The organism is Methylobacterium sp. CCH7-A2 (assembly GCF_001557075.1).
GTDB classification, from domain to species: Bacteria; Pseudomonadota; Alphaproteobacteria; order Rhizobiales; family Beijerinckiaceae; genus Allobosea; species Allobosea massiliensis.
In genome coordinates this window covers 12,024-28,657 of the sequence record NZ_LSKN01000217.1, presented here as the reverse complement: position 1 = coordinate 28,657, position 16,634 = coordinate 12,024, and the positions used below count along the sequence as shown (strand labels likewise).

11 protein-coding genes are annotated in these 16,634 nt (G+C 68.1%); 8 read left to right on the top strand and 3 right to left on the bottom strand.

Annotated elements, in window-relative coordinates:
* Positions 1-162 precede the first annotated feature (162 nt).
* From guaB to AX750_RS15960, 7 genes are all read left to right on the top strand, one after another.
* The gene (gene guaB / locus AX750_RS15990) at positions 163-1,656 is read left to right on the top strand and encodes an IMP dehydrogenase (RefSeq protein WP_066719496.1); all 1,494 of its coding nucleotides are present in this window, start codon (positions 163-165) and stop codon (positions 1,654-1,656) included.
* Positions 1,657-1,804: 148 nt separating this feature from the next.
* Complete coding sequence (locus AX750_RS15985; RefSeq protein ID WP_066719495.1) at positions 1,805-2,215, top strand: MAPEG family protein; 411 nt, start codon at positions 1,805-1,807, stop codon at positions 2,213-2,215.
* 145 nt (positions 2,216-2,360) lie between these two features.
* A complete protein-coding gene (locus AX750_RS15980; protein ID WP_156446501.1) occupies positions 2,361-3,440 on the top strand; it encodes a DUF2865 domain-containing protein in 1,080 nt (359 codons plus the stop codon).
* Positions 3,441-3,662: 222 nt separating this feature from the next.
* On the top strand, positions 3,663-4,676 hold the full coding sequence (locus tag AX750_RS15975; protein WP_066719518.1) for an extracellular solute-binding protein: 1,014 nt from the start codon (positions 3,663-3,665) through the stop codon (positions 4,674-4,676).
* Positions 4,673-6,352 (top strand): iron ABC transporter permease, encoded by a 1,680-nt coding sequence (locus AX750_RS15970; protein ID WP_066719492.1) that lies wholly within the window; start codon positions 4,673-4,675, stop codon positions 6,350-6,352. The genes AX750_RS15975 and AX750_RS15970 overlap by 4 nt, the downstream gene beginning before the upstream one ends.
* 238 nt (positions 6,353-6,590) lie before the next feature.
* Complete coding sequence (locus AX750_RS15965) at positions 6,591-8,348, top strand: AsmA-like C-terminal region-containing protein (protein ID WP_066719490.1); 1,758 nt, start codon at positions 6,591-6,593, stop codon at positions 8,346-8,348.
* A 101-nt stretch (positions 8,349-8,449) separates the two neighbouring features.
* Positions 8,450-9,646 (top strand): homoserine O-acetyltransferase, encoded by a 1,197-nt coding sequence (locus tag AX750_RS15960; RefSeq protein ID WP_082734984.1) that lies wholly within the window; start codon positions 8,450-8,452, stop codon positions 9,644-9,646.
* Between the two features lie 405 nt (positions 9,647-10,051).
* On the opposite strand, the gene AX750_RS15955 is transcribed toward AX750_RS15960, so the two are convergent.
* The gene (locus AX750_RS15955) at positions 10,052-11,380 is read right to left on the bottom strand and encodes a mechanosensitive ion channel domain-containing protein (protein WP_082734983.1); all 1,329 of its coding nucleotides are present in this window, start codon (positions 11,378-11,380) and stop codon (positions 10,052-10,054) included.
* Positions 11,381-11,464: 84 nt separating this feature from the next.
* The gene (locus AX750_RS15950; RefSeq protein ID WP_066719487.1) at positions 11,465-12,097 is read right to left on the bottom strand and encodes a MarC family protein; all 633 of its coding nucleotides are present in this window, start codon (positions 12,095-12,097) and stop codon (positions 11,465-11,467) included.
* A gap of 410 nt (positions 12,098-12,507) precedes the next feature.
* Here AX750_RS15950 and gyrA point away from each other — a divergent pair, with 410 nt between their 5' ends.
* Positions 12,508-15,300 carry a DNA gyrase subunit A gene (gene gyrA / locus AX750_RS15945; RefSeq protein ID WP_066719485.1) on the top strand — a complete coding sequence of 931 codons (2,793 nt, stop codon included), beginning with the start codon at positions 12,508-12,510 and terminating at the stop codon, positions 15,298-15,300.
* Between the two features lie 207 nt (positions 15,301-15,507).
* Here gyrA and AX750_RS15940 read toward each other — a convergent pair whose 3' ends face one another.
* On the bottom strand, positions 15,508-16,620 hold the full coding sequence (locus AX750_RS15940; RefSeq protein ID WP_066719483.1) for a M20 family metallopeptidase: 1,113 nt from the start codon (positions 16,618-16,620) through the stop codon (positions 15,508-15,510).
* Positions 16,621-16,634: the final 14 nt, after the last annotated feature.

The following is a 16,634-nucleotide window of genomic DNA, read 5'->3' as shown; positions in this document are numbered from 1 at the left end:
CCGCGCCACGGTCGCCGATGTCTTCGCCGCGCCGCAGCAAAATTTGTGGCGCGGTGGTCTAGCGGCCACGGGGAGCCCGTGCTAACGGGCCTCGTCAACCCGGTCGCGGGCGCCTCCCGCAAGACCGCAGCAGAGCCGGCCAGTCCGGTGTCGGAGTTGACGATGTCCCAAATGCTCGACGGCCTGATTCGCGACGGTCTCACCTTCGACGACGTGCTGCTCGAGCCGGGCCCCTCCGAGGTCATGCCGGCGGATGTCGACATCCGCACCCAGCTCACCAGGACGATCTCGCTGAACCTGCCGATCATCGCCTCCGCCATGGACACGGTGACGGAAGCAAAGATGGCGATCGCCATGGCCCAGAACGGCGGCCTCGGCGTCGTCCACCGCAACCTGGAAGCCGATCAGCAGGCCGCTCAGGTCCGCCTCGTCAAGAAGTTCGAATCGGGCATGGTCGCCAATCCGATCACGATCTTCCCCGACGAGACGCTGGGCGATGCGCTCGCGATCATGAAGCACCATTCGATCTCCGGCATTCCGGTGGTCGAGCGCGGCCCGCAGGGCCACAAGGGCAAGCTCGTCGGCATCCTGACCAATCGCGACGTCCGCTTCGCCGCGAACCCCGAACAGCCCGTCTCGGAGATCATGACCAAGGACCGGCTGATCACGGTGCGCGAGGGCGTCACCCAGGAGGAGGCGCGCCGCCTCCTGCATCAGTTCCGCATCGAGAAGCTGCTCGTCGTCGACGATCACCACCGCTGCATCGGCCTGATCACCGTCAAGGACATGGAAAAGCAGGTCGCCCATCCCAGCGCCGCCAAGGACGCCAAGGGCCGGCTCCTGGTGGCGGCGGCGACCACGACCGGCGATCTCGGCTTCGAGCGCTCCGAGATGCTGATCGACGCCGGCGTCGATCTCATCGTCGTCGACACCGCTCATGGCCATTCCGCCAAGGTGCTGGAAGCGGTGACGCGGGTAAAGCGGCTCTCCAACGCCGTCCAGGTCATCGCCGGCAACGTCGCCACCGCCGGCGGCGCCCAGGCCCTGATCGATGCCGGCGCGGATGCGATCAAGGTCGGCATCGGCCCGGGCTCGATTTGCACCACCCGCATCGTCGCGGGCGTCGGCGTGCCCCAGCTCACCGCGGTGATGGACGCGGCTTCCGCTGCGTCCAAGGCCGGAATCCCGGTCATCGCCGATGGCGGCATCAAATATTCCGGCGATCTCGCCAAGGCGCTCGCCGCCGGCGCCTCCTGCGCCATGGTCGGCTCGCTGCTGGCCGGCACCGACGAGACGCCCGGCGAGACCTTCCTCTACCAGGGCCGCTCCTACAAATCCTATCGCGGCATGGGCTCGGTCGGGGCGATGGCGCGCGGTTCGGCCGACCGCTACTTCCAGCAGGACATCAAGGACGCTCTGAAGCTCGTGCCCGAGGGCATCGAGGGCCAGGTCGCCTATAAGGGTCCGGTCTCTGGGGTTCTGCACCAGCTCGCCGGCGGTCTGCGCGCCGCGATGGGCTATGTCGGCGGCAAGGACCTGAAGGATTACCAGTCCAAGGCGCGCTTCATCCGCATCACCAGCGCCGGCCTGCGCGAAAGCCATGTCCATGACGTGACGATCGTGCGCGAAAGCCCGAACTACCCGACACGCTCCTGACGCCGGCTCCAGCCGCTATCCACCGACTTCTGATCCATGGCGGCCCTTCGCGGGGCCGCCATGCTTGCTTTCGGCGGGCCGGGTTGCTTCGCTTGGTGCGCGCGCGCCGGATGGTCTGCGGCGCATGCGAGGCGGTCGGAGACGCAGGATGTCGCTCAAGCTGGTCTATCCCGCGCTCGCCCTGATCCTTTGGATGTTCGTCGTGCTCGGCATCCTCTTCCTGCGGCGCAAGCAGGCCTTCGCCGCCAAGCAGGTCCGGATGGCGGATGTCGCGGTCTCGACGGAAGCCTATCCCCAGCCGGCCCGCCTGGCGGCTGCGAATTTCGCCAACCAGTTCGAGACGCCGGTCATCTTCTTCGCGCTGATCATGCTGGCGATGGAGGTCGGTGCGACCAGCTACATCATGGCGGCGCTGGCCTGGCTCTATGTCGCGAGCCGGGTCGTCCACACCGTCATCCATGTCGGCTCCAACGATCTGCGGCTGCGCGCTCCGGTTTTCGCGCTGGGCGTCGTCGCACTGTTCGGCATGTGGATCGGCGTGCTCCTCGCCGTTCTCTGACGTCAGTTCCGCGCGAGCCGGAGGCGTTAAGCATCCCCGCCTGTTTCGGCTCGCGACCTTGGCCCGGTCGTTGAAGCTTAACAGAAAGTAAACTACACCGATCCGGCGGCGGACGGGTCATCGAGCGTAGAGTGGAGTTGACGCGATGTTGCGTGTCCGTGAGGTGGCGAGACCGGTGGCCGGTCTGCGCGAGGGTCTGCCGCCGGTCGCGGCGGCGCAACCCCGCCGTTCGGCCCGCCTCGCAGCGCTCGGTGCACTCGGTGTCGCCCTCGGCGTCGGTGCGACGGTTCTCACGGTTTCGCTCGTTCAGGCCGAGGACGACGCCGGCATCCGTGCCTTCCACCTCCAGGAGGCCGCGAACCGCGAGGCGCGACGCGCCCAGTCCGCCGGCTACGCCCCTCAGGCAATGGCCCGCCCCACCGCCTATGCGCCGGCCCGCTCGGGCTGGCAGATCCCCTTGCTGCAGACGGCACCGGATGGCCGGCTCGCCCATCCGCCGGTCGATCTCAACCCCTTCCGTCAGCGTCCGGCGACCGACCCTGCCGCCGCCCGCTCGCGGCGTACCCCCGAATCCCGGCTCGCCGCGATGAACGATGGCAGCCGCACATTCTGCGTGAGGCTCTGCGACGGCTTTCACGCGCCGATCGGCCGCTTGCGCGGCAGCGCCGATCTTCCGGCCCATGAGGCGCTCTGCCAGGCGATGAATCCGGGCATCCCGGTCAAGGTCTTCCGCCTCTCCGGTGGCGTCAGCGATATCGGCGAGGCCCAGTCGGCCGACGGCAAGCGCTACCGGTCGCTGCCGATGGCCTATGCCTTCGAGACGACGAAGGACGCCGCCGCCTGCCGTCCCGCCATCGTCCAGGCGGGCGAGCGCCGCGTCTCCCTGCTGCGCGACTTCACGCTGCGGCCCGGCGACAGCGTCGTCCTCGACGGCAAGGTCCGCACCTTCATGGGCGGCTCGCGCTTTCCCTACAGCCCGCGCGATTTTCGCGACTTCCGCGCGGCGGATCTCAGCAAGAGCCAGCGCCGCGAGATCGACGAGCGCGTCGGCATCTCCCGCCTCGAGGCGCAGGCGCGAACGGTGCGACGGCAGATGCTGCTTCGCGAGGCCAGCCTGCACGACGACAACCTCGCCAGCGATGCCAATGAGCGCTTCGTGCTGCGCGGTACGCTCGATCCGGTCCGTCGCGGCCCCGTGCGGATGATCTCGCTGATCGCCGACTGATTAGCGAGATCGGAGCCACCGCCCTGCATCGGTGCCGAACGACGCCCCGGAAATCGCAAGCCGGACCGCCTCGCTCTTTAGAAGAAGTCAAATCTCGCAACAGATTAGAACGCCTTTAAGAGACTGATCTCAAAGGGTTTTTCGGTTGACGCACCGCGACCCGCACACTACCGCTCCCTCGGCAACATCAAGAAACGGGCCTTGAACCCGAAGGAGCCGACCATGACCCACGCGATCCGACTCTCCACGCTGGCCCTGGCCTCCTGCCTGCTGGCAGTCCCGGCCCTCGCCCAGAGCGTGAACCTCTACACGACGCGCGAACCCGCTCTGCTCAATCCCGTTCTCGATGCCTTCACCAAGGACACGGGCATCAAGGTCAACGCCGTCTTCCTGAAGGACGGTCTGCAGGAGCGCGTCGCCGCTGAGGGCGCCAACAGCCCCGCCGACGTCATGCTGATGGTCGATGTCGGCCAGATCAACGCCCTGGTCGATGCCGGCATCACCCAGCCGATCAAATCCGCGCTCGTCGACAAGACGGTCCCCGCCGCGCTGCGCGGCCCGGCCGACAACTGGGTCACGCTGACCCAGCGCGCCCGCATCGTCGTCGTCTCGAAGGAGCGGGTGAAGCAGGACGCGATCACCTATGAGGACCTCGCCGACCCGAAATGGAAGGGCAAGGTCTGCATCCGCTCGGGCCAGCACCCCTACAACAACGCCTTCTTCGCCGCCTATCTCGCCCGCAACGGCGCCGAGAAGACCGAAAACTTCCTGAAGGGCCTCAAGGCCAACCTTGCCCGCAAGCCAGGCGGCGGCGACCGCGACGTGGCGCGTGACATCCTGTCGGGCCAGTGCGACATCGCGGTGATGAACACCTACTATATCGGCCTGATGAGCGAGGCGAAGAACGAGCAGAAGAGCTGGTACGAGGCGATCAAGCCGCTCAAGTCGACCTTCGCCAATGGCGGCACCCATGTGAACGTCTCGGCCGCGGCGATCGCCAAGAACGCCCCGAACAAGGACAGCGCCGTCAAGCTGATCGAATACATGCTCGGCGAGAAGGCGCAGACGCTCTATGCCGACGGCAATTTCGAGTTCCCGGTTAACGCGGATGTGAAGGAGAGCGCGGCAGTGAAGCTGCTCGGCACCATCACCCCGGACACCACCCCGCTCGGTGACGTCGCCAAGAACCGCAAGGCCGCGGCGGATCTCGTTGACAAGGTCGGCTTCGACAATTGAGCATCGGCATTTCCCTTTCCGGACCCCGACGGTCGCCACTCGCGTGGCGGCCGTCGACGTTTCTGGTCTTCGCCGCGCTGCTGGGCGCCGGCCTCGCGCTGCTGCCTGTCCTGGCGCTCGCCTACACGGCCCTCTCGCCGCAGGCGGCGTCGATCTGGCCGCATCTGGCGGCGAATGTCCTGCCGGCGGCGCTGGCCGATACCAGTCGCCTGCTGCTCGGCGTCGGTGTGCTCTGCGCCCTGATCGGTGTCGGCACGGCCTGGCTGGTGACGCAATACGAGTTTCCAGGCCGGCGCCCGCTCGAATGGCTTCTGGTGCTGCCGCTGGCGCTCCCGACCTACATCACCGCCTATGTCTATGTCGAAATGCTCGGCTTTCAGGGCCCATTCCAGAGCGCGCTGCGCGCGCTGACCGGCTGGCGATCGCTACGCGACTACTGGTTTCCCGATCCGCGCAACCTGCCGGGCGCGATCGTGATCATGGCCCTGGTGCTCTACCCTTATGTTTATCTGAGCGTCCGCGCCCTGTTCGGGCTTCAGGCCGCGGCCATCGTGGAATCGGCGCGTACGCTCGGCGCAGCGCCGGGCCGGCTGTTCTGGCGCGTCGGACTGCCCATGGCCCGGCCGGCTCTTGCCGCCGGGCTGACGCTGGCGCTGCTCGAGACGCTCAACGACATCGGGGCGAGCGAGTATCTCGGCGTTCGCTCGCTGACGCTCTCGATCTACACCACCTGGATCAATCGCAACTCGCTGGCCGGCGCGGCCCAGATCGCCTGCGTCATGCTGCTGCTCGTCGTGCTGCTGATGGTGGCCGAGGCGCATCTGCGCGGCCAGCGGCGCTTCGCCCTGCCGGTGCGCCAGCCGCGCGCCGTCGGTCGCCGGCCGCTCGCCGGCTGGCGCGCCGCCGCGGCCACGGCCGCCTGCGCCTTGCCCGTTCTGTTTGGCGCCGTTCTGCCCATCGCCTTCCTCGGATCTGAGGTGTTGCAGCGTGGTCTCTGGCAGCAATTTGACGCCGCCATGCTGCGCAGCCTCGCCAACGCGCTCGCCTTCTCGGGTCTGGCGGCGGGCCTGGTGGTGCTGCTCGGCGTCGGCATCGCCGCCGCCCGGCGGCAGGGGCGCGAACCCTGGCTACCGGCCCTGTCGCGCGTAGCGGGCCTCGGTTATGCGGTGCCGGGAACGGTGCTGGCGCTCGGCCTGCTCGTGCCCCTCGCCGCCTTCGACAACCTCGTCGCCGACGCGGCCAGGCGCTGGCTTGGCGTCAATCTCGGCCTGCTGCTGATCGGCTCGGGCGCGGCGCTCGTCCTGGCCTATCTCGTGCGCTTCCTCGCCATCGCGGTCTCAGGCGTCGAAAGCGGGCTGTCGCGTATCTCGCCCCGCATCGACGATGCAGCCCGCACGCTGGGCGCCAGCGCCCCGCAGGTGATGCGGCAGATGCACTGGCCTCTGGCGCGCCCGGCCGTCGCCGCCGCCGCCTTGCTCGTCTTCGTCGACTGCCTCAAGGAACTGCCTGCCACGCTGCTGCTGCGGCCGCTCAATGTCGAGACCCTCGCCACCACCGTCTATGGCCATGCCTCGCGCGGCGCCTTCGAGGATGGCGCGCTTGCCGGGCTGCTCATCGTGCTGGCCGGCCTCTACCCGGCCTATCGCCTCGCCCGCGCAGGCGGCCGGGCGGGCTAGCCGGCTCGACAAGTCCCTGCCATCGGCCTAAACCGGTGGCCGCGCAGGACGGGGCGCGGGATGGGAGCGCAGCCGGCTGCGCCCCGCCCGATGCCCGGTCGCCTCCTGGTTGGGCGGGCGCCGCGTTCAAGCCCGGGATGGCGGCAGCGCCACCCTCCTGCGGCGCGCCATGCTCCGGGGGCGCGGCCTCTCGCCCCCGCTCCAGCACGATGTCCCGGATACCCCGTCCCGAGAGTTCATGACCCGACGCGCCTCGATCCTCGCCTACAGCCTGCTCCTCGTTCTCGGGCTCCTCGGCCTGCAGTCGTGGAACTTGGCTGCGGCGCGGGTCGAGCGGCACGTCATCCGCGCCATCGAGGCGCGCACGGGGCTCGCCGTGACGGGGCTGGAGAAGGCCGAGATCGCCCTGTTGCCGCTGCCGCGCATCAGCCTCAGCGACGTCGCCTTTGCGCAGCCCGATGGCGGCGTGTCGGGCCGGGCCCTGCGCCTCCGCGCCCAGGCGCGGCTGCTGCCACTCCTCGTCGGACGCCTCGATTTCGACCGGATCGACCTGGTTTCGCCGCAGCTCGATCTGGCGGTCGCTCCCGGCAGCGACCATCCGGGCGAATGGCTTTCGCGTCCGCTCGACGCGCTGCAGAAGCTCGGCGAGCAGAGCCGCATCGTCATCGGTGGCGGTTCCGTCTTCGTGCGCGCGGAGGGCGCGATCCGCAGCATCCTGCGCGACGTCAACCTCGTCATCGACGAGCGCGACGCGCAGGCGCCGCTCGCGCTGGCGGGCCGGGTGAACTGGCGCGGCACCCCGGCCGAGATCAGCCTCGTCTGGCCGATGGCCGGCGGGCGCGGGCGCACGCTGCTGAGCGTCGAGGCGCCGCTGCTCAAGCTCCAGTTCGAAGGATCGCGCAGCAGCGCGCCTGAGCCGATCATTACCGGCCAGCTCACATTGGCCACGCGTTCCATGCCGGAGCTTCTCGCCTGGTTCGGCGAGACGCCGCGTCTGGCCGCCGCGCTCGGGCCGCTCTCGCTCACGGCCGAGGCCCGCATCCGCCCCCACGACACCGCCCTGACCAATGTCGCGCTGCGGCTGGAGGGAGACCGGCTCGACGGCGCGCTCAACCTCGCCACCGCCGCGGGCCGCAGCAGCCTCTCCGGCACGCTGGCCGGAGCGACGCTGGACCTTGGCAAACTGCTCGCCCGCCTCGATCTGCCCGCCCTCCAGACCACGCCCGACGCGCCGCCTCTGCCCTTCGAGACCTGGACGGCGCAGGACATCGATCTGCGCATCTCGGTCGAGTCGGCGCGGCTCGACGGCGCGCGCCTATCCGACGTCGCCACCTATCTGCTGGTTAAGAAGGGTCGGTTCGAAACCGGCCTGCTGCGCGCCAGCGCCTATGGCGGCAGCGTCAAGGGGCGGCTGCTGGCCATGACGGTGCCCGGCGGCATCGACGTCAAGCTCGTCGGCGGCGTCGAGCGGCTCAATCTCGGCCGCGCCGGCGCCGATCTGCCGCAACTCGCGAGGCTCACCGGCATCGGCACGATGCAGTTCGGGCTGGACGGCCTCGGACGGTCCGTGCCGGAGATCCTGGCCTCGCTCACCGGCAAGGGCACGGTCTCGCTGCGCCAGGGCGAACTCGCCGGCTTCGCCTTCGCCGATCTCCTGCGCCGCGCCGAGCGCAATCCGGGGTTGGCCCTGCGCGACTGGCGCCAGGGCCGCACCGCCTTCGACAGTGCCGGCTTCACCGCGACCGTGGCCAACGGCCAACTCACCCTGAGCGACGCCCAGATGGCCGGTGCCGGCTACCGCATGACACTGGTCGGCACCGCCGCGCTGAGCGGCCCGACCCTCGACATGGCGGCGCTGCTGCAGCCCGCAAGCGGGCCCCTGCGCCTGCCGTTCAGCCTGAAGGGCCCGCTCTCCGCACCCGCCTTCGAGCTCCAGACCGACGCGTTGCTGCGCCCGGCCGGCGCCGCTGAGGGCGAGACGCTGCCGCTGCGCTGAGCGGCTCAGCCTTTCCGCTTCCGTCGCCGCCCGACTTCCGCTTGGATGGCGCCAAGGCCGGAGCGCACGGCCGCTGAGCGAGGCGACGGGAGGAACGGACGATGAAACGCTGGATCGCGGCCACGGCGGGCCTGTTGGGATGGGTTGCGATGGATCTGTTGAATGGTGGCGCCCCGGCGGCGGCGCAGGAGCTGATGACCGAGAAGAAGGTCTTCACCCTGCCGAACTTCACCACGCAGAGCGGCCGCACGCTCAAGGACGTCAAGGTCGGCTGGGAGAGCTACGGCACGCTCAACGCCGACAAATCCAACGCCGTGCTGATCTGCCACTTCTTCTCGGGCAACTCGCATGCCGCCGGCAAATATGCGGCGACCGACGCCGCGGCCGGCTATTGGGACGCGATCATCGGCCCCGGCAAGGCGATCGACACCAACAAGTACTTCGTCCTCTCCTCCGACACGCTGGTGAACCTCAACACCGGCGATCCGAAGACGACGACCACCGGCCCGGCCTCGATCGATCCCGACACCGGCAAGCCCTATGCGCTCGACTTCCCGGTCGTCACCATCGCCGATTTCGTCAACGTCCAGAAGGCGCTGGTCGAGAGCCTCGGCATCAAGCGGTTGGCGCTGGTCGCCGGGCCCTCCATGGGCTCGCTCCAGACCTTCGAATGGGCGGCGCGCTACCCCGAGATGGTCGCCAAGGCGATGCCGGTGATCGGCGCCGGCGAGGCCGATGCGCAGCTCATCGCCTGGCTCGACGTCTGGGCCGCGCCGATCCTGCTCGATCCCAACTGGAACAAGGGCGACTATTACGGCAAGACGCCGCCCAATGCCGGCCTCGCCAAGGCGCTGACCGTCGTGACGCTGCAGGCCAATCACCAGGATTGGGCCAACGCCACCTTCGCCCGCCGCGCCGCCAAGGAGGGCGAGGATCCGGCGAAGTCGCTCGGCAGCAAGTTCCAGATCCAGAGCATCCTCGACAATGCCGGCGAGGCCCGCGCCAAGGTCTCGGACGCCAACCACTTCCTCTATCTGGTCAAGGCGAACCAGCTCTTCGCCGCGGGCGGGACGTCGCTCTCCGACGCAGCCACCAAGATCAAGGCGCCGGTGCTGCTGATCACCCAGCCCAAGGACCTCGTCTTCACGGCCGATGCGGTCGACCGCACCGCCGAGACGCTGAAGAAGGGCGGCGTCGACGTCACCCACGTCCACATCCAGGGCTCCCGCGGCCATCTCGACGGCGTCATCTCGATGAAGCAGGCCGAGGGCGCGATCCGGGCTTTCCTGGAGAAGTAGGGGACTGCGTCTCGCAAGCCGTGCCGACCAATCTGGCGCGGCTGCGAGTCCCGCAGGCGAGATCGCTGGACCTTCGCCCCGAGCCGTGCAAGGTTTTACTGCGGCTCGGGGAATTTCATCATGCGTCTGGCAGTTTTGATCGGCAGTGTCATGCTGATGTGCTTCACTTCCTCAGGTCCCGCTGCGGCGCAGGGTGTATTCGCTGAATGTCATGGCATGCGCGATCAGCGGTCCTGCTCATGCGCGCTGAGCAATGGCGGCCGCGTCGTGGATGATCCGCACCGTCCCGGACGGAAAATGTGGCGATCGCCAAGGCTTGGAACAGGCGCTCACATGGCGTTCATGAACTGCACCAATGGATCGCGACGTTAGTCATCCATCACGACTGTTCATTTCCCGCACGGCTCAGCGGCTGTCCTTCTCCAGGGCGGCGTTCGCCCCCTTCAACACCACCGGCGTCTTCATGATGATCTCGCGATGCGGGAAGGGAATGCCGATGCCGGCGGCCTTGAAGGCATCCCACAGCCCAAGCAGGATCTGACCGCGGACATTGGTCAGGCCGTTGCCGGGATCGGCGATCCAGAAGCGCAGCTTGAAATCGAGCGATGAGGCACCGAAACCGGTCAGCCAGCAGACCGGGGCTGTGTGCGTGCTGACGCGCGGCACCGCTTTTGCGGTCTCGATCGCGATGCGGCTGACCTCGTGCGGATCGCTGTCATAGGATGTGCCGAACTCGACGTCGATCCGGACATAGTCGCTCGAGAAGGACCAGTTGATCACCTGATTGGTGATTAGATCTTCGTTCGGGATCAGATATTCCCGACCGTCGCGCGTGATCACCGAGACGAAGCGCGAGCGCAGGTCCCGGATCGAACCGAAGGTGTCGCCCAGCGAGATCGTGTCGCCGGGTTTGATCGACTTGTCGAGCAGGATGATGATCCCGGAGATGAAGTTCGACACCACCTTCTGAAGGCCGAAACCGATGCCGACGCCGACCGCTCCGGAAAAGACGGTGATGGCGGTCAGGTCGATGCCGGTGGCGGCGAGCGCAATTGCGCCCGCCACGATGATGAGCGCGATCTTGATCAGCTTCGCGATCAGAACCTTGAAGGACGCCGAGAGGTCCTGCGAGCGTTCGACCCAGTGCGACAGGACGCTCCCGAGCAGCACCGCGAACCAGACCAGTGAAACCAGCGCGACCAGCAGCTTCAGCACCAGCAGCAGAGAGATGCGGACGGCGCCCAGCGTGAGGGCGGCCCGGTCGAATGCGGCGAGCACGGCCTCGTCGAGCCCGACGATGGCCAGCGCGACATACCCCCAGCAGAGGATGGCGACGATGCGGGCGATCGTGACGGATCGGATGATCCGCGTCAGCGCCGAGATGAAGAACCAGGCGGCCGCGAGGGCGCGCGCCGCCGCGAGCAGCTGAACGTCGAAGGGGCCGGATAGCAGCAGCAGCGCCACCTCGCAGGCATAGAGCCAGAGGGTGTAGACCAGCCACCGCGTCCGCCGCAGGAAGGCGATGACGACCCGCAGCAGGTCCGGATTGCCGCGGATGCGCCGAGCCTGCTGTTCGAGCCGCGGCTCGAGCGCCGCCGCAATCCACGATGACAGAACATAGCCGCCGATGATGGCGGCGAGTTGCGCCAGCAGCCAGCCGTCCGAGATGGCATCGCCGAAGGCCGCCAAAAGATGGCGGGCGGCCGGGCTGAGAGAGGATAGGTCGAAGCTCATGGTGGCCGGGGGTAGAGCGAACGCTCGGATGCGTACGGGCAACGCGCCCCGACGCTCTTCGATCCATCGCGTTCTCCGCCGGCCCTACCCCGCCCGCACCACCGCCCTCACCCCGTCGATCACGAACTGCACCGCCAGCGCGGCAAGAATGACGCCGAGCAGCCGGGTCAGCACGATGTTGCCGGTGATGCCGAGCAACCGGGCGAGCGGCGTCGCCAGCAGGAAGACGACGAGGCAGGAGAGGATCACCAGACCGCAGATGATGGCCAGTGCCGCCAGCCGCAGCGGGTCGCCCTCCGCCCGCCCGGCGAGGAGGATGATCGCCGTCAGCGCGCCCGGCCCCGCCATCAGCGGGATCGCCAGCGGGAAGGCGGCGACGTTGCGGATGTGATCCTGCGTGATCGCGGTCGTCGCGGTCTGCTGCTTGCGCTCGGTGCGCCGCTCGAACACCATCTCGAAGGCGATCCAGAACAGCAGCAGCCCGCCCGCGATGCGGAAGGCCGGCAGCGAGACGCCGAGCGCCTTCAGCACGATGTCGCCGGCCACGCCGAAGAAGGCGAGGATGCCGAAGGCGATGATGCAGGCGCGGATCGCGACCTGCCGCCGCTCGCCCGCCGACATGCCCTGCGTCAGCGACAGGAAGATCGGCGCCAGCCCCGGTGGATCGAGCGTGACGAGCAGTGTGACCAGCGCTGAGGTGATGAAGTCGATCGGCATGGGGGCACTAAAGACATGCTGCGCGTCACACGGAAAGAGGCCGCACTGCAAAGCCCAGCGCCCTGCACCCATCCTGAGAGCTGCGCAACAGCGTCTCGAAGGATGGCCCCAGGAGGCTCTGAACTGGGCTGGAGCATGCTTCGAGACGGTCGCCGAAGCGATCGCCTCAGGATGACGGCTGGAGGGCCCGCCAGCGCGCGGCCTTGGCGATTCAACCCATTTTTGCTCACGGCGACGTCCAAACAAGGCGGCAATGTGGAGCGCAACGGCTGGCGGCGCCGTCGAAGGGCGCAAGCCATTGAAATTACTATGCTTATTTTCCACCGAAAAGCCGCCGGCGAAGCTGGCCTAAACCACCGGAATCGGCTAGCCAGAAGCTTGAAAAACAACCGGAATCGGGACTGAATCCCTTGAGCGACGACACCGAAGACAAGCGCCCGGACGAGCCGCAGTTCGGCGGCGAGATCAAGCCGATCGCGATCACCGACGAGATGAAGAAGAGCTATCTCGATTACGCGATGAGCGTGATCGTGAGCCGCGCTCTGCCCGATGTCCGCGACGGCCTGAAGCCGGTGCACCGGCGCATCTTGTTCTCGATGCACGAGAACAAGAACCTGCCCGACCGGCCCTACACCAAATGCGCCCGCATCGTCGGCGACACGATGGGTAAGTACCATCCGCACGGCAATCTCGCGGTCTATGACGCGCTGGTGCGCATGGCGCAGGATTTCTCGCTGCGCCTGCCGCTGATCGACGGCCAGGGCAACTTCGGCTCGATGGATGGCGACAGCCCGGCTGCCGATCGCTACACGGAAGCGAGGCTCGACAAGGCGGCGATGCCGCTCCTCGAGGATCTCGACCTCGACACGGTCAACTTCCAGCCGAACTACGACGGCAAGGAGCAGGAGCCGACGGTCCTGCCGGCGCGCTACCCGAACCTTCTGGTCAACGGCGCCGGCGGCATCGCGGTCGGCATGGCCACCAACATTCCGCCGCACAATCTCGGCGAGGTGGTCGATGCCTGCATCGCGCTGATCGACAATCCCGAGATCACGATCGACGAGCTGATCGAGATCGTGCCCGGCCCCGATTTCCCGACCGGCGCCTCGATCATGGGCCGCAGCGGCATCCACGCCGCCTATCACACCGGCCGCGGCTCGATCGTGATGCGCTCGAAGACGCATATCGAGGAGCTTCGCAAGGAGCGCGAGGCGATCGTCGTCACCGAGGTCCCGTACCAGGTGAACAAGGCTTCGATGGTCGAGAAGATCGCCGAAATGGTGCGCGAGAAGCGCATCGAGGGCATCTCCGACCTGCGCGACGAATCCAGCCGTGAGGGCGTGCGCGTCGTCATCGAGATCAAGCGCGATGCGCTGGCCGATGTCGTGCTCAACCAGCTCTACCGCTTCACCCAGCTGCAGACCTCCTTCGGCTGCAACTTCGTCGCGCTCAATGGCGGCCGGCCCGAAGTGCTCAACCTGCGCGACTTCATCGTCGCCTTCGTCGAGTTCCGCGAGGAGGTCGTCTCCCGGCGCACCCGCTTCCTGCTCAACAAGGCCCGTGAGCGCGCCCATGTGCTGTGCGGCTTGGCGACGGCGGTGGCGAACATCGATGAGGTCATCCGCCTGATCCGCACGGCGCCGACCCCGGCTGCCGCGCATGAATCCCTGATGGCGCGCGACTGGCCGGCCGAGGATATCGCCCCGCTGATCGCGCTGGTCGACGATCCGCGCCACCCGATCAATGCCGACGGCACCTATCGGCTCTCGGACGCGCAGGCGAAAGCGATCCTCGAACTCCGCCTCGCCCGCCTGACGGCTCTCGGCCGCGACGAGATCGGCGACGAGTTGCAGAAGCTCGCCACCGAGATCGCCGACTATCTCGACATCCTGCGCTCGCGCATCCGCATCCAGGCGATCATCAAGGACGAGCTGGCGGCGGTGAAGGCCGCCTTCGCCACGCCGCGCCGCACCGTGATCCAGGACTGGGGCTCCGATCTCGACGACGAGGATCTGATCGCCCGCGAGGACATGGTCGTCACCGTCTCCCATGCCGGCTACATCAAGCGCGTGCCGCTCTCGACCTACCGGGCGCAGAAGCGCGGCGGCAAGGGCCGCTCCGGCATGGCGACGCGCGACGAGGATTTCGTCACCCGCCTCTTCGTCGCCAACACGCATACCCCGGTGCTGTTCTTCTCCTCCGAGGGTCAGGTCTACAAGGAAAAGGTCTGGCGCCTGCCGCTGGCGGCGCCGAACTCGCGCGGCAAGTTCCTCAACAACATGCTGCCGCTCGAGAAGAACGAGCGCATCACCACGATCATGCCGCTGCCGGAGGACGAGGCCAGCTGGGAGACGCTGGACGTGATGTTCGCGACCGCGTCGGGCAATGTCCGCCGCAACAAGCTTTCCGACTTCGTCAACGTCAACCGCGCCGGCAAGATCGCGATGAAGCTCGACGAGGGCGATCACATCGTCGACGTGCAGATCTGCACCGAGGCCGACGACGTGCTGCTGACCACCGCCAACGGTCAGTGCATCCGCTTCGAGGTGCCGGAGGTGCGCGTCTTCAAGGGCCGCGATTCCACCGGCGTGCGCGGCATCAATCTCGGCAAGGGCGACGAGGTCATCTCGCTGGCGATCCTGAAGCATCTCGACGCCACGCCGGAGGAGCGCGCCACCTATCTCAAGGATGCCGCCGCCCAGCGCCGTGCGCTCAATGGCGAAGCCGAGGATGCGGCCGAGACGCCCGCCAATGGCGATGGCGAGGAGACGGCCGGCGAGGTCGAACTCGGCGCCAAGCGGCTCGAGATGCAGCTCGCCGAGCAGTTCATCCTGACCGTGTCGGAGAAGGGCTATGGCAAGCGCAGCTCCTCCTTCGAGTACCGGGTCACCGGACGCGGCGGCAAGGGCATCGTCGCGATGGTCGTCAACGAGCGCAACGGCCGGCTCATCGCCTCCTTCCCGGTCGAGGACCGAGACCAGATCATGCTCGTCACCGATGGCGGCCAGGTCATCCGCGTGCCGGTCGATGCCGGCCCGGGCAACCGCATCCGCATCGCCGGACGCTCGACGCAAGGCGTGACGGTGTTCAACACCGACGCCAGCGAGAAGGTCGTCTCGGTCGAGCGCATCGGCGACGATGGCGAAGGCGAGGACGCCGAGGCCGAGGGCGCTGCGGCGCCGGAGAGCCCAAGCGAGGCGTAAGCGCTTCACGGCCGGCGAAAACACGAAAGGGGCTGCAGCAATGCAGCCCCTTCTTCTTGACGACCCATCGTCCTGACCAGGACGAGTCATCCCGGACGGAGCGAAGCGCAGGTCCGGGATCCATGCCTGAACCGTTCCGGCATGGATCCCGGGTCTCGCTCCGGTCGCCCGGGATGACCCGCGCCTCGTCCAATGGGCGAAAAAGCCTCACACCGTCTCCAGCAGCCCCTTGATCAGCGCCTGGCGCGGCGCGATCGAGGAGATCAGCGCGTATTCCGACAGGGTATGGGCGCCCTCGCCGTCGATGCCGAGCCCGTCGAGGGTCGGCACGCCCAGCGCAGCGGTGAAGTTGCCGTCGGAGCCGCCACCCGTCATCGGGCAGTCCTGCAGCTCGAAGCCGATGCCGGCCGCGATGCGCTTCGCCGTCTCGAACAGCGCCGCACCCTCGGGTGATTTCTCATAGGGCGGCCGGTTCATGCCCCCGCTCACGCTGATGCGGACATCCGGGTCCCTGGGCGTGAGGCCGAGGATCTCGCGCTCGAGCGCAGCGCCGTCGGCGGCCGTGGCGACGCGCAGATCGACGCTGAACCAGGCATGCTGCGGGATGACGTTCGCCGCCGTGCCGCCGCCCATCAGCGCGACCGTCGTGGTGACGCCGCGGGCATAATCGGTCAGCCCCTCGATCGCCAGGATCTGGTGCGCCGCCTCGCGGATCGCGCTGCGTCCGTCGGCATGGCGCGCGCCGGAATGGGCCGGCCGGCCCTCGAGCTTCACCTCGAAGCGCCCCACCCCTTTGCGGGCCGTGACGATCTTGCCGCCCTCGCGCGCCGGCTCGGTGACCAGAACGGCCGCCGATTGGCGGCCGATCTCCTCGATCAGCCCGCGCGTCGTCGGCGAGCCGATCTCCTCGTCGGGCGTGAACAGGAAGACCAGCGGCCGCTTCGCGGTACCGGCCAGCGCGACCTGCTTGAAGGCCTGCAGCGCGAGATAGGCCCCGCCCTTCATGTCGTAGACGCCGGGGCCGTAGAGCCGGTCGCCCTCGACCCGCACGGGCAGGTCGCGCGCGGCGGTCCCGACGGGATGGACCGTGTCGAGATGCGACATGACCGCCAGCCCGGGCGTCCCGGTGGAAAGGCCGGCCCGCAGGATCAGGGCGTCGCCCAGCCCGTCCCGGCCGGGAATGCGCTCCACCGCGATCGGCAGGCCTTCGACCTCGGCGGCGACGAGATCCATCATGCCGTTGACGCCGGGGGCGTGATGGGTGTGGCTCTCCAGCGCGAGCCAGACGGAAAGGGCGGAGACGGGATCGGATGTGCTCATGATGGCGCGACCTT

Bases quoted from the DNA above. Each gene is read 5' to 3' on its own strand.
- guaB (WP_066719496.1), top strand. From the start codon at position 163: ATGTCCCAAATGCTCGACGGCCTGATTCGCGACGGTCTCACCTTCGAC.
- AX750_RS15985 (WP_066719495.1), top strand. From the start codon at position 1,805: ATGTCGCTCAAGCTGGTCTATCCCGCGCTCGCCCTGATCCTTTGGATG.
- AX750_RS15980 (WP_156446501.1), top strand. From the start codon at position 2,361: ATGTTGCGTGTCCGTGAGGTGGCGAGACCGGTGGCCGGTCTGCGCGAG.
- AX750_RS15975 (WP_066719518.1), top strand. From the start codon at position 3,663: ATGACCCACGCGATCCGACTCTCCACGCTGGCCCTGGCCTCCTGCCTG.
- AX750_RS15965 (WP_066719490.1), top strand. From the start codon at position 6,591: ATGACCCGACGCGCCTCGATCCTCGCCTACAGCCTGCTCCTCGTTCTC.
- AX750_RS15960 (WP_082734984.1), top strand. From the start codon at position 8,450: ATGAAACGCTGGATCGCGGCCACGGCGGGCCTGTTGGGATGGGTTGCG.
- AX750_RS15955 (WP_082734983.1), bottom strand. From the start codon at position 11,380: ATGAGCTTCGACCTATCCTCTCTCAGCCCGGCCGCCCGCCATCTTTTG.
- AX750_RS15950 (WP_066719487.1), bottom strand. From the start codon at position 12,097: ATGCCGATCGACTTCATCACCTCAGCGCTGGTCACACTGCTCGTCACG.
- AX750_RS15940 (WP_066719483.1), bottom strand. From the start codon at position 16,620: ATGAGCACATCCGATCCCGTCTCCGCCCTTTCCGTCTGGCTCGCGCTG.